General features: G+C 37.2%; 17 protein-coding genes. 16 read left to right on the forward strand and 1 reads right to left on the reverse strand.

Going from position 1 to position 13,404, the window contains the following annotated elements; genetic code table 11:
- Positions 1 to 110 precede the first annotated feature (110 nt).
- Genes OK18_RS17070 through OK18_RS17085 form a run of 4 tightly spaced genes read left to right on the forward strand, consistent with a single transcriptional unit; the run spans position 111 to position 2,072 of the window.
- Entirely contained in the window at positions 111 to 647 is a 537-nt protein-coding gene (locus OK18_RS17070) for a YfiT family bacillithiol transferase (protein WP_053328792.1), read from the forward strand.
- A complete protein-coding gene (locus OK18_RS17075) occupies positions 641 to 1,102 on the forward strand; it encodes a DUF1569 domain-containing protein (protein WP_228377641.1) in 462 nt (153 codons plus the stop codon). The genes OK18_RS17070 and OK18_RS17075 overlap by 7 nt, the downstream gene beginning before the upstream one ends.
- Positions 1,099 to 1,476, forward strand: a complete 378-nt coding sequence (gene ytxJ / locus OK18_RS17080) for a bacillithiol system redox-active protein YtxJ (protein ID WP_053328793.1) — start codon at positions 1,099 to 1,101, stop codon at positions 1,474 to 1,476. The genes OK18_RS17075 and ytxJ overlap by 4 nt, the downstream gene beginning before the upstream one ends.
- Positions 1,476 to 2,072, forward strand: a complete 597-nt coding sequence (locus OK18_RS17085; protein ID WP_050021077.1) for a Crp/Fnr family transcriptional regulator — start codon at positions 1,476 to 1,478, stop codon at positions 2,070 to 2,072. The genes ytxJ and OK18_RS17085 overlap by 1 nt, the downstream gene beginning before the upstream one ends.
- Before the next feature lie 155 nt (positions 2,073 to 2,227).
- Here the strand turns inward: OK18_RS17085 and OK18_RS17090 are convergent, their stop codons facing one another.
- Positions 2,228 to 3,646 carry an aminotransferase-like domain-containing protein gene (locus OK18_RS17090; protein ID WP_053328794.1) on the reverse strand — a complete coding sequence of 473 codons (1,419 nt, stop codon included), beginning with the start codon at positions 3,644 to 3,646 and terminating at the stop codon, positions 2,228 to 2,230.
- 95 nt (positions 3,647 to 3,741) lie between these two features.
- On the opposite strand from OK18_RS17090, the gene OK18_RS17095 reads away from it, so the two are divergent.
- The 12 genes from OK18_RS17095 to OK18_RS17145 all read left to right on the forward strand — a co-directional run bounded on the left by OK18_RS17095 (position 3,742) and on the right by OK18_RS17145 (position 13,377).
- Positions 3,742 to 4,626 carry a DMT family transporter gene (locus OK18_RS17095; protein ID WP_128572361.1) on the forward strand — a complete coding sequence of 295 codons (885 nt, stop codon included), beginning with the start codon at positions 3,742 to 3,744 and terminating at the stop codon, positions 4,624 to 4,626.
- Positions 4,627 to 4,715: 89 nt separating this feature from the next.
- Positions 4,716 to 4,958 carry a hypothetical protein gene (locus OK18_RS17100; RefSeq protein WP_053328795.1) on the forward strand — a complete coding sequence of 81 codons (243 nt, stop codon included), beginning with the start codon at positions 4,716 to 4,718 and terminating at the stop codon, positions 4,956 to 4,958.
- A 289-nt stretch (positions 4,959 to 5,247) separates the two neighbouring features.
- The gene (locus OK18_RS17105; RefSeq protein ID WP_050021073.1) at positions 5,248 to 5,844 is read left to right on the forward strand and encodes a Crp/Fnr family transcriptional regulator; all 597 of its coding nucleotides are present in this window, start codon (positions 5,248 to 5,250) and stop codon (positions 5,842 to 5,844) included.
- A gap of 469 nt (positions 5,845 to 6,313) precedes the next feature.
- The gene (locus OK18_RS17110) at positions 6,314 to 6,592 is read left to right on the forward strand and encodes a hypothetical protein (protein WP_050021072.1); all 279 of its coding nucleotides are present in this window, start codon (positions 6,314 to 6,316) and stop codon (positions 6,590 to 6,592) included.
- A 126-nt stretch (positions 6,593 to 6,718) separates the two neighbouring features.
- Complete coding sequence (locus OK18_RS17115) at positions 6,719 to 7,309, forward strand: YciE/YciF ferroxidase family protein (RefSeq protein ID WP_082129222.1); 591 nt, start codon at positions 6,719 to 6,721, stop codon at positions 7,307 to 7,309.
- 62 nt (positions 7,310 to 7,371) lie between these two features.
- Positions 7,372 to 7,674 (forward strand): hypothetical protein, encoded by a 303-nt coding sequence (locus tag OK18_RS17120; protein ID WP_053328796.1) that lies wholly within the window; start codon positions 7,372 to 7,374, stop codon positions 7,672 to 7,674.
- 13 nt (positions 7,675 to 7,687) lie between these two features.
- On the forward strand, positions 7,688 to 8,068 hold the full coding sequence (locus OK18_RS17125; protein ID WP_053328797.1) for a hypothetical protein: 381 nt from the start codon (positions 7,688 to 7,690) through the stop codon (positions 8,066 to 8,068).
- Positions 8,069 to 8,119: 51 nt separating this feature from the next.
- A complete protein-coding gene (locus tag OK18_RS17130) occupies positions 8,120 to 10,261 on the forward strand; it encodes a catalase (protein WP_053329412.1) in 2,142 nt (713 codons plus the stop codon).
- Positions 10,262 to 10,373: 112 nt separating this feature from the next.
- Entirely contained in the window at positions 10,374 to 10,874 is a 501-nt protein-coding gene (locus OK18_RS17135) for a CinA family protein (protein ID WP_050021070.1), read from the forward strand.
- Between the two features lie 17 nt (positions 10,875 to 10,891).
- Positions 10,892 to 11,638: an SDR family oxidoreductase gene (locus tag OK18_RS17140; protein ID WP_050021069.1), complete on the forward strand. Its 747-nt coding sequence runs from the start codon at positions 10,892 to 10,894 to the stop codon at positions 11,636 to 11,638.
- A gap of 23 nt (positions 11,639 to 11,661) precedes the next feature.
- Complete coding sequence (locus OK18_RS21330; protein WP_156173320.1) at positions 11,662 to 11,820, forward strand: hypothetical protein; 159 nt, start codon at positions 11,662 to 11,664, stop codon at positions 11,818 to 11,820.
- A gap of 27 nt (positions 11,821 to 11,847) precedes the next feature.
- On the forward strand, positions 11,848 to 13,377 hold the full coding sequence (locus tag OK18_RS17145) for an FAD-dependent oxidoreductase (RefSeq protein ID WP_053328798.1): 1,530 nt from the start codon (positions 11,848 to 11,850) through the stop codon (positions 13,375 to 13,377).
- Positions 13,378 to 13,404: the final 27 nt, after the last annotated feature.

A 13,404-nucleotide genomic window follows, 5' to 3' on the forward strand; every position in this document is an offset into this window, starting at 1 on the left:
TTTAGATTTCTCGAATTTTTGATAAATTTACAAAACAAATACACAAAAATTTGTCCAAATCTTAATTTTCGGACAAATCGGCCATATTAAAAAAAATTAAAACCTGAACAATGAGTAATTTAGAGAAAAAAAAATTTCCTATAGGTCCGTTTGAAGTACCGGAAAATATTTGCGATACCACTTTGGATGCCTATATTAAAGTGATAAAAGACTTTCCGGGTAAACTAAAGAATCTCATTGAAAACCTTACAGATGACCAGCTGGATACGCCTTACAGAGAAGGGGGATGGACTGTAAGACAAGTTATCAATCATATTGCAGACAGCCATATGAATAGTTTTATCCGCTTTAAATTAGCCCTTACGGAAGACAATCCGACCATTAAGCCTTATGATGAAGCCAAATGGGCAGAGCTGCAGGACAGCATTCATATGCCAATAAAGCCCGCCATGAGAATGATAAAAGGGACTCATCAAAGGTGGACAGTACTTCTTAAAAGTCTTACCAATAAGCAGTTTGAGCGTACTTTTCATCATCCCGAGCATAACAGGAATTATAATTTGAGGGATAATCTTGCCTTGTATGTATGGCATTGTAACCATCATTTTGCACATATTGAAAATCTGAAGAAAGACAAAGGTTGGTAAGGAAGAGATTAAGCAACGTTATCTACTTTGAGGAAATTAAAGACAGAATTTCCAGGTTGTCTCAGGATTCCAAAGCGAAATGGGGGCAAATGAATGTCTGCCAAATGCTGAAACATTGTGATCTGGTCCTTCAGATCGCATTGCAAAAAGTTGAATTACCCCGGATTAATCTTCTTTTTAGGATAATAGGGGCAACCACTAAGATAGAAATGTATGTTTTTAATAACGGAATTCCCAGAAACATGCCTACTTTTCAAAAACTAATTGTTAATTTTGAGTGTGATTTTGATGAATCAAAAACCAATCTGCTGAATACCCTGGAAGAATTCCGGAAAGCGTGTGAAGCTTCAAAACTGCCGGACCGTCACAGATTATTCGGAAGTATGACTGAAAAAGACTGGGATTTTTTAGAATATAAACATCTTGATCATCATTTAAAACAATTTAGTGTATGAGTTTTTTTGATAAAATATTCGGTGGAAAAAATGAATCCCCTGATCAAAAATCTTTCTGGAAAAAGATAGAATCTGAAGAAGATCTGGAAAAAGTCATTGAGCGTTCCTACCATCATAAAATAGCAATATTTAAACATTCCACCAGCTGTTTTATCAGCAGGACAGTACTGAAAAATTTTGAACGGGAAGTAGAAAGCTCAAATCAGAAAGTAGAATTGTATTATTTGGATTTATTGGCTTACAGGTCTATTTCCAATAAAATTTCTGCAGATCTGGACATCAGACATGAAAGTCCGCAATTGATCGTTATTGAAAACGGAAAGCCCGTGAACAGCGCCTCGCACCAGGATATTTCTTTAAGCCAGATTGTATAATGAAGAATATTAATAATTATTTAGCCAAAGTTTTAAACGTTCCTATTCAAAATGTAAATACATGCAGCCTCCATTACGAAGCGAAGAAAATTCCTAAAAACCAGTTTCTTCTCCAGTATGGAGAAATCTGCAGGCATATATTTTTTGTAGAGAAAGGGCTTTTAAAAATGTATTCCATTGACAAGAACGGAAAGGAACATATCATTCAGTTTGCACCGGAAAGCTGGCTGATTTCTGACCGCAGCAGTCTTTATTTTAATGAGAAATCCATCTATTATATAGAAGCTGTTGAAGATTCTGAAATATTATTCTTACATCCCGATTTCTTCAATAAACTGGTAGAACAGTTCCCTAACAGTATTGAAAGAAGTGATTTCCTGCTTCAGAAACACATCAGGAGTTTACAAAACAGGATCAATTCTTTACTGGGAGAAACGGCAGAAGAAAGATATATGAAATTCATCAAAATGTATCCGGATTTGTTGTTAAGAGTTCCTCAATGGATGATTGCCTCTTATCTGGGCATCACTCCTGAAAGTTTAAGCAGGGTAAGAAAAGAGCTGGCAAGAAAAAATTTCGTTCCGGATAAAAAGTAAAATCAATCAGACTCAGCAGAAACAAACTGGATTTCCTGCCGGCAGCTTATAGCAGTTACTCCCGTAAATGACATTTCCGGAAAATAAATACAAGTATTTTCTGCAGTTTTGTAATTGCCGGCCTCCGGCTTTTTTTCCTTCTGCAGAAAAGAAATTTAAATACTTATTTTTTTAGCAAGCGTTCCTACTTGTCTGAGTTTAGCCTGAGTATCTTCCGACCAGGGAAGGCCGATACAAAGCCTCATGCAATTTTCAAACTGTTCCTGAAAGGTAAACATCCTTCCCGGGGCGATACTGATGTTTTGCTTAATGGCCAGATCATAAAGCTCAGTCGTCCGGATTTTCCTATCGAATTCCACCCAAAGGGAAAGCCCTCCCTGTGGGCGACTTGTCCTGGTTCCTTCAGGAAATGATTCTGCAATGGTCTGTACATAATTCTGATAATTGCTTTGGAGTGTTCTGCGAAGCTTTTGAAGGTGCTTTTCATATTTTCCGGATTTCTTAAAATTAGCCACAGCTTCATTCACGATGGAGATTGAAGATGTGGAATGCAGCAGTTTAAGTTTTAAGATTTTATCTTTATATTTTCCGGGAGCAATCCATCCAACCCGATAGCCAGGAGCCAGTGTTTTTGAAATAGAGCTGCAATATAAAACATTTCCGTCTGTGTCAAAAGATTTACAACATCTGGGACGGGAAGCTCCAAAATAAAGATCACCATAGACATCATCTTCAATTAACGGGATGTTATTTTCAGAAAGAATTTTCACCACTTCCTTTTTATTTTCGTCAGGCATACAACTGCCTAAAGGAGAATTAAAGTTGGGAATCAGCAGGCATAGATTGATCTTAGGAATTACTTTTTTTAAAGCTTCAATTTCAATTCCGGTAGTAGGATGGGTAGGAAGCTCAAGTACTTTGAGTCCCAATCCGTTGGCTAATTGCAGGATTCCGGGATAACAAGGGCTTTCTATAGCGATGGTATCACCTGGTTGGCCTAAAGCCATCAGACAGAAAGACAGTGCATTCATCCCACCATTGGTTGTAACGAGATCGTTTTCATGGAGGTTACCTCCCCATTGTAAAGAACGTATGGCAATCATTCTCCTTAATTTGAGATTTCCCTGGAGTTCTTCGTACTCTGTGCCCCCTTCTTTCAGTTCCCGGATAGCCTGAACTATTTCTTTTTTCAGCTTAGCCTGCGGAAGAAGGTCACCGGACGGAATACCGATCGAAAAAAAGGTAAAGTCTTTCCGCCCCATATTCTCGTAAACCTTACTGATAAGTTCATCTGGTTCATCATTATTGGCGATCAGAGATGGCCGGCTTATTTCAGGTAAGGGAAGGTTAACGGACAGAAATTGGCTTACAAAGTACCCTGATTGGGGTTTAGACTCAATCAGGGATTGGGATTCAAGCTCCAGAAAAACCCGTTTTGCAGTATTCATGCTTACCCGGTGTTCCTGACATAGCATTCTTACGGATGGAAGTTTGTCTCCCGCTTTCAATATCCCATTTTTAATTTGCCCGGCAATGCCGTCTGCAATTTCTGTATATAAAAATTCTTTGCTCATATTGTTAACTGTGTCCATGCAAATATACAAAACTGATACTGTGCTTATTTGATTTTCCTTTCTAATTTTGAATAATTAATGACAACTTTATTAAAATGACGACCGATACAATATCAAAAGAACAGGCAATAAACGGATGGATTAACGGATTCATAGGAGTATTGCTTTTCAGTGGATCAATGCCTGCTACAAAACTGGCCGTGATGGAAATGAACCCTGTATTTGTGACCATCGCCCGCGCTGTAATTGCGGGAATCCTGGCCCTTTCCGTTCTTTTATTATATAAGGAAAAACGGCCTGAGAAAACTCAGATTTTTTCTTTGATACTGGTCGCTATAGGCTGTGTCATAGGTTTTCCGTTGCTTTCTTCATTAGCCCTGCAGCATCTTTCCTCAGCGCATTCTATTGTATTTCTTGGGATGCTTCCTTTGTCAACAGCAGTTTTCGGAGTCCTCCGTGGAGGAGAAAGACCTCATCCTGTATTCTGGTTTTTTTCCGTTGTGGGTAGTTTATTGGTTATGGGATATGCTTTTTCGCAGGGGATTTCAGCTTCGCCTGTAGGAGATCTACTGATGCTTCTTGCTGTAATTTTGTGTGGACTGGGATATGCTGAAGGAGCAAAACTTTCAAAAAGCCTTGGAGGATGGCAGGTTATTTCCTGGGCATTGGTATTGTCTTTACCTGTAATGCTTCCGCTGTTTTTTATTTATTTTCCAAACAATCCAGGAACCATCAGCTTTAAGGGATGGTTCGGATTAGGGTATATTTCTTTATTTAGCATGTTTATTGGTTTTATATTCTGGTATAAGGGCTTGGCACAAGGAGGAATCTCCTCTGTGGGGCAGCTTCAGTTGTTACAGCCTTTCTTCGGACTTGCTTTGGCGGCATATTTTCTTCATGAGCAGGTAAGTGCAGGAATGGTGGGAGTGACTGTTGGAGTTATTGTATGTGTTGCAGGAACTAAAAAATTTGCAAAATAATTAAAAATAATGCATTATGATTTAAGTCATAAGAAAAAGCCTAGATCATAAACTACTTTTGTTATTCCACATCACAAAATATATTTATTATGAAATGTACCGCACCATTGCTAATCTTGGGGCTCGTTGTTACGAGCTGTAAAAAAGAGTCCCGAACAGAAAGATCAATTCCTACAGACAGTATCATAAATGATACCGTAACTGTAGATACTATATCAAGCAATTATACGCCAGCTCCGGCTTTAGCAGATACTATACATTATGACAGTATTTCCGGAAATAAAAATAAGGATACTGTAAAAGCCCATAAAAATAAAGCTATGGGAAAATAAGCATGAAATTCCCTCCATTATAAGAGCGAATATAACTTATGTTTCTTTTATTGTAAGATTACAAAAATTTTCATTTTGTTTTTGATAGGAATAATTAAATACAATTTATTTTTTTCTATCAAATGATTATTTATATTGTTGATATTTTATAAAAATTAACAATGAATTAAATTTATTTAACTTTTAAACACTTAGTTAGGTTTAATATTTGCACTCTATAAAATCAGTTCCCCAATATTTTTGCTAAGATAAAATAAGAGAAGAAGAATAACATTTAAAAACAACTATTATGGTTATTAATGAAAGCATTTTGCACTCAGCGGGAGCAGAAATTAAAGAATACCACCCGACAGAAAACCTATTCTGTGAAGGTGATTCCCCTCATTACTACTATCAGATTATTACAGGAGAGGTAAAACTTAATAATTATGATGAAGAAGGGAAAGAGTTTATACAGAATATATTATCAAAAGGGCAGAGCTGTGGCGAGTCTATCCTTTTTATAGACAAGCCTTATCCGATGAATGCTGAAGCCATCACTGAATGTAGTGTTTTCAAGCTTTCTAAGTCAACTTTCTTTGCCCTTTTGAATGAATCGCCGGAACTGTGTATGGAAGTGAACAGCTTTCTTTCTGAAAGACTTTACTATAAATTTATAATGATGCAGAATATATCCTCCCAAAGCCCTTCTAAAAGGCTTAAGGGATTAATGGATTATCTTAAAAGCTTTCAAATAGATGAGAGGCCCTATTCATTCATGATTCCGTTAACAAGACAACAAATGGCCAGTCTTACCGGCCTTTGTGTGGAAACCGCGATACGGACCATCAAACACATGGAAAGAAACAAGATTGTTAAAATCGAAAATCGTAAAATTTTGTATTAAACAGTAAGTTTTAATCAATTTATGACTATTGGTATTGAGTATAACCTTCTACTCATTGTTACAGGGGACAGGACTTATAAAGTTTGTGAATTCTGAAGGTAATTATAGTCCGTTTATACGAACAGTCAAGCAGCAGGCTACCTGAGTTTTGAAAATTACATTTTTTTAAGAAACTTCTAATATATATGAAAAATATTCTTTTCATTTCAAGGAAAACAGTAAAATCAAATCATATTATAATAAAAAAAATGTAAGTTTTATATTAAATTTGATGTACTATGACTCAGATCATAAAAAAGTGATTTATTCAATAGTATATTTGATTAGTTAATTGTATGATACAATTCTAAAATCTTAGCAGAAGGGACCAAGCCCTTTTATTCAGTTTGAAATTATCGATTCCATTTGGTTGCCTTCTGCATAAACCCGGCAAGGCATCATTATATATTTAACTATAAAAAAACTAATTATGAACACTAGAAATTCAAAAAGACATTCATCTGAAAGCCTTAAAGAAGTTTATCAATTAGGGTATGACTATGGTTATGAGGATATTTGGGAAAACGAAGATTATGATATTTTTCCAGAATATGATATTCATATCAATGACGCTAGCCATCAAAGAGTAGACAAAGAAAGACAGGGGCAGCTATGGGAGAATCGGGGAAAATTTATTTCAGCGAGAAGCGGATTTCATGAGAACTCCCGAAGCCATCTGCCCGGTCATTTTAACGCAAACCGGACGTAAGATTCAACAATAACAAATAAGATCTTCCGAAATCGGAGGCAGACGTAATTCATAATTCTTTTTCCATGATTGCCTCTTTAATCACCATAAAGGGGCAGTCTTTTTCAACTTTAAACACCTCACATTATGATTAGTAAAACCACAAAAACAACCGGCACTACGGCTTCTCCGGTAAAAGAAATGACTGTAGATAATGCATCTGTAAAAAAAGATGAAATGAAAAATTCGTCTCTGCATAAGTTCTTCATCAGTGCCCTTAAAGATATCTATTACGCTGAAAATGCCATCCTGGAAGCATTGGAAAAAATGCAGGATGCTGCTACTACTGATGAATTGAAGGAAGCTTTTGAAGACCATCATCTTCAGACTCAAAAGCATGTAAAACGGCTTGAAAAGGTTTTCGGGCTTATTGATGAAAAACCTGAAAAAAAAGAATGTGAGGCCATAAAAGGAATCATTAAAGAAGGTGAAGAGGTTATCAAATCTACTGAAGAAGGTTCCATGACAAGAGATGCCGCACTTATTATTGCTGCTCAGAAAGTAGAACATTATGAAATAGCTACTTATGGTGGTCTTGCACAGCTGGCAATTACCATGGGACATGATAAAGCTGCTGAACTTCTTGAGAGAACCCTTCAGGAGGAAGAAGATACCGATGAAGAGCTCACAGAAATTGCAGAAAACTTCATCAATTTTGATGCAGAAAAAGAAGGTTAGATGCCCACTTATGCCATCGATCTTGTGAGGGTGGCCTACCTTAATCATGAACTCAAGTATATATGGATTGTCAGAAAATAATAAAAACCCTGAGACATAAAGATTTTATAAAAATCGATAATAAAGGGAATTGGTTTGAAGAAGGAGCCGCTATCTATGCAAAAGAAATAAAAGATAATATTTTTTTATTATTTGTTATCCTTAAAGGAATACATATTGAAAATATTCAGGCATTGATTGCTCACTTTGATTGTTTCAGCAGCATTGGACTGAAAGAGCCGGAACAGATTATGTTTTATCTTTCTATTAAGGATAAGCAAGACCTCCATTATTTTGATCAATATTTAAAAACTTCTGATAATTAATACTTTTTTGAATATGATATTTGAAAATGACACTTTGCAGAATTCCGCACTGAATGATAAAAATAACGCACTGGAAAATGAAACCTTGTTTCCGCTTATGATTAATTCCTACGGAGTAACTGCTTTTTTGATCAAATCACTGGAAAAGATCAAAAAGAATGCACAATGTGAAATTCTTAGAAAAGTAATTGACAGATACATGGAAGAATACATTCTTCATCTTCAGGAATTTCATGTCAAAAATACAATGAATATAACCGATGAAAACACTGAAATAAGAATTGAATCGCCTTCTTTTACTTTATATGCTAAAATGGCCTACTATAAAGTATTAAAAGAAGAAGAGTATATCCATAGACTCCTTCATCTACTGGAGAATGGTAAAAGAGATTAATTTTTATCTGACTGCTTGAAATATATAAACCAATCCAAAATTTATGAATATATGAAAACGAATGAACAAAATAATGAAAAAGCAGACCAGCTGAAGTGGCACACCACTTATAATGAGAATGAAAAGCTAACCACGAATCAGGGGCTGAAGATTAACAATAACCAGGACTCTTTAAAAGCAGGAGAAAGGGGCCCGACTTTGCTGGAAGATTTTATTCTGAGGGAAAAAATCACCCATTTTGACCATGAAAGAATTCCTGAGAGGGTGGTACATGCCAGAGGCTCGGGAGCACATGGTGTTTTTAAGCTTACCAAAAGCCTTAAAAATTATACCAAAGCTAAATTTTTAACGGAGGTAGGTAAGGAAACTCCTGTCTTTATAAGGTTTTCAACAGTTGCCGGAAGTAAAGGAAGTACAGATCTGGCAAGAGATGTGCGCGGGTTTGCGGTAAAATTTTATACAGAAGAAGGAAATTATGACCTGGTAGCGAATAATATGCCGGTATTCTTTATTCAGGATGCCATTAAGTTTCCTGATCTCGTTCATGCTGTAAAGCCGGAACCCGATAATGAAATTCCCCAGGCAGCTTCTGCACATGATACTTTTTGGGATTTTATTTCATTGATGCCGGAAAGCATGCATATGATCATGTGGCTGATGAGTGACAGGGCTATTCCGAGAAGTTTCAGGATGATGGAAGGGTTTGGGGTACATTCTTTTAAATTTATTAATGATGAAGGAAAAGTACACTTTGTTAAATTCCATTTCAAACCTAGGCTTGGAGTACATTCGGTAGCCTGGAATGAAGCTCAGACTATTTCGGGAGTGGATCCTGATTTCCATAAAAGAGATCTGTGGGAAGCCATTGAAAACGGAGACTATCCTGAATGGGATTTGGGAGTACAGCTGATTCCTGAAGAAGATGAAGATCGTTTTGATTTTGATCTTCTTGATCCTACAAAACTGGTTCCCGAAGAAGAGGTTCCCGTAGAACTTGTAGGGACATTAACATTAAACAGAAATCCGGATAATTTTTTCGCAGAAACGGAACAGATTGCTTTTCATCCGGGACATATTGTTCCGGGAATTGATTTCACCAATGATCCGCTATTGCAGGGAAGATTATTTTCATATACAGATACCCAATTATCCAGACTGGGATCTCCAAATTTCCACGAAATCCCGATCAACAGATCTATCAATACCGTCCACAATAATCAGCGGGATGGCCATATGAGGCAGCAGATTGTCAAAGGGAAAAGTAGCTATGATCCTAATTCTATAGGAATGGGCTGTCCTTTCCAGGCTATGATGTCTGAAGGAGGATTTACTTCCCACGAGGAAAGAGTCTCCGGGGCAAAAATCCGACAAAGGAGCAAAAGCTTTGTAGACCATTATTCTCAGGCCAAATTATTTTATAACAGCCAGTCAACTCCGGAAAAAATACATCTACAGAATGCATTGATTTTTGAGCTTTCAAAAGTAACGCATCCTAAAATAAGAGAAAGAGTAGTAGGACAGCTTGGGTATATCGATATGTTCTTGGCATGGAGGGTAGCTGAAAAACTGGGGGTTGAAGTAAAGCAGCTGGAGTGGCCTAACCAAAGCATACCTGCCGATGCTGATCCTATAGAACTCCAAAGCCAGGAAAGAGAGCCTAATACCAAGGTTTCGGATGCCTTAAGTATGAAAAATACGGTTAAAAATACCATTAAAACCCGGAAAATTGGATTTATCATGGCCAATGGCGTAGAAGCAGGCACCATTTATGATCTTAAAGAAAAACTGGAGAAAGAAGGAGCCAAAACTGAGATTATTGCTCCCAGCTTAGCCCCTGTACGTACAAATGATGGTACAGATCTTATCCCAAAACATTCTTTAACCAGTATAAGAAGTGTTTGTTTTGATGCCCTTTATATTTGTGCCGGTGAAGACGCTGTGAAAGAACTTATGGCTCCTGACAATAAGCAGCATGTGCTTCACTTTATCAATGAAGCCTATAAACATTGTAAAGCTATTTATTTTGGTGAAAATACGGAGCCTCTTTACCAGAGTTCAAATGTTGCTTTAAGAAAGCATGAGGATCCGGGAATTATTACCTGGGATGATCAAAATCCTGCAGATAAGTTCATTAATGCCATAGCCCAACATAGGGTTTGGGATCTTGAACTGGAAAGGAACACCCAATCATAACAACATATCCTTCACACCATTTATTATTGAAAATGATAAAAAAAGCTGTCTGGATGTATAAAACAGCAGCTTTTTTATCCATTTTCCATCAATCACCTTAAAATAGAATATTATGGAATTTCAAAAGAATCTTCTGGAATATATAAGTCAATCTTTGATGACTACAGATGAAACGATCTCAGTGGCTGAAAGTGTTACTTCAGGGTGCTTACAGCTGGCTTTTTCACAAATGCCAAATGCCTCATTATTCTATAAGGGAGGAATGACAGCCTATACTTTACCTGAAAAGGTAAGATTATTACATGTAAACAGAAAGGAAGCCGAGGAATGTGATTGTGTTTCAGAAAACATCGCTGAAACAATGGCATTGAACGTGGCTTCCCTTTATGAATCGGATTGGTCCATTGCAACCACAGGTTATTGTACCCCGATCCGGAATTCGGCGTATAAAATTTTTGCCTATTTCTCATTTTCGTATAAAGGAGAGATTATCCTTACCAAAAAATTAGAATTACATCCTAAAACACAAGCTTTAAATGCCCAGTTATACTACACGGAATTTATTCTGGGCTGTTTTAAAAGCGAGATCAACAGACTGCTGATATTAAAGTGATGTAAAAAAGAATACACATGGGAAAATTAGAAAACAAATCAGCACTGATTACCGGTGCTGACAGCGGAATCGGGAGAGCGGTAGCACTGCTTTTCGCATTAGAAGGAGCCGATATTGCTATTATATATCATAGTAGTGATGATGATGCTGAAAAAACGAAAGCTGAAATTGAAAACCTGGGCAGAAAGTGCATCCTTTTTCAAGGAGATATTAATGATTACGAATTTTGCGAAAAGACGGCTAAGGATGTAGTTTCGGAATTAGGGAAAATTGATATTCTTGTCAATAATGCAGGCGTTCAGTTTCCATCAGATAATATTGTAAACCTGGAAGAAAAGAACATCCGGAAAACCTTTGATTCCAATATTGTAGGAATGATCTTACTCACGAAAGTGGTTTTCCAGTATATGAAAGAAGGAAGCTGTGTAATTAATACCACTTCTGCGGTTGCCTATCAGGGGCATCCTGAACTGCTGGATTATTCAGCAACAAAAGGCGCTATTGTCGCTTTTACGCGCTCGTTGGCTTTACAGGCAAAACCTCAGAACATCAGGATTAATGCTGTAGCTCCGGGGCCTGTGGCAACCCCGCTTACGGAAGAAACATTCAATGAAAAAAAAGAAAATCCCAATCTGCCCCCTTTTGAAAGAAACGCTACTCCTGAAGAGATTGCCTCAAGCTTTTTATTTCTGGCAAGCGATGACGCTGTACAGATTACAGGGCAGGTCATTCATCCTAACGGGGGATTAATTGTAAATGGATAATAAAAATTTTAAAATACTTCAGTATGAAAACAACAGCATTTATTTTAGGTATTATGGGCTTATTCACTTTTGTTTCCTGCAGATGCAACCTTGATGAAGATGAATCTGAAAAAAAACCGGAGACTGAAGAAAATAACCGGAAGACTAAGGAGTCTGAAAATGATACTTTACGCATACGATAAGAAGTTTAACCTTATAATTATTTGATCATGTACAGAGATGGAGCAAGAAAAAGCATATGGCAGGAGGAAATCAAAAAAAAGTCGACAGAAACGGATCTTTACCGGATGTTTGATGTCGTGATAGTAGGCGGTGGGATTACAGGGGTATCCACAGCTTTGAAACTTCAGGAATCCGGAAAAAAATGCCTTATTCTGGAAGCTGCCAACATTGGATTCGGAACAACCGGCGGGACAACGGCCCATTTAAATGATTTTTTTGATACTACCTTTACACAAGCCATTAACCGTTTCGGTTTAGAAAATGCCAAGCTATATGCAGAATCCGGAAAGGATGCCATTGATATTATTGAGGATAATATCCGGAAATACAATATCCAATGTGATTTTGTCAGGAAGCCGGCTTATCTTTTTGCTTTGGATGAGAAACAGGAAAAACAATTGAAAGATATTGTAGAAGGAGCTTCCCGGGTAGGACATGAAATGATGTATGTAAGTGAAATCCCGTTTCCTGTTCCTTTTAAAGAAGCCGTGGTTATTCCGGGGCAGGGCAGCTTCCATCCCATCAAATATATTAAAGGATTATGTGATGCCTTTATTCAATTAGGAGGTTCCATTGTGGAAGAGTGTTTCTGTGAATCGCATGAGAAGAAAGATGACAGTATTATTCTAACAACTTCCAAAGGAGAAATTAAAGCAGAATATGTGATTTATGCTACCCATATTCCTCCTGGAGTTAATGTTCTGCATTTTACCAATGCTCCCTACAGAAGTTATGCCATTGCTTTCACTCTGAAAGATGAAAACTATCCATGGGAATTGGGGTATGATCTGGAAGATCCTTATCACTATTACAGAATACAGGATGTTGATGGACAAAAATTACTGATCGCAGGAGGTGAAGATCATAAAACGGGGCATTCTGACGATACCGGGGAATGTTTTTCAAGGCTTGAAAATTATGTCCGGGAGTATTTTAATGTTGAAACGGTGTATTACAGCTGGTCAAGTCAGTATTATGAGCCTGTGGATGGATTTCCTTACATTGGAAAGCTTCCGGGAAATGATGAAAAAATATATGTGGCTACAGGTTTCAGGGGAAACGGGATGATATTCGGAACACTTTCTTCGCAGATTTTTCATGATCTGATTATTAACGGAGAAAGTAAATATGAGAAAATATTCAATCCTTCAAGAATAAAACCTCTGGCCGGATTTACAGAATTTGTAAAAGAAAATGCGTCCGTAGCTTTTGATTTTATAAAAGATAAGACTTTTATAGAGAAGATTGAATCTTTTTCAGAAGTGAGGGAGGGAGAAGCGAAAGTAATACGGTATGAAGGTAACTCTTATGCCTTATATAAAGAAAATAACGGTATGCTCCATCTGCTGAGAAGTACCTGTCCGCATGCAGGCTGTGAAGTAAGATGGAACAGTGCTGAATTAAGCTGGGACTGTCCTTGTCATGGATCCCGGTTTAATGTTAACGGAAAAGTACTTACAGGCCCTACTACTAAAAAACTAGAGAAGATATTCCCTTACCAGAGCAATAAATCATGAGTCTGTCTATCAAACAAAAAATCACGA

The sequence above is a fragment of the Chryseobacterium gallinarum genome (assembly GCF_001021975.1).
In the GTDB taxonomy this organism is placed as follows: Bacteria; Bacteroidota; Bacteroidia; order Flavobacteriales; family Weeksellaceae; genus Chryseobacterium; species Chryseobacterium gallinarum.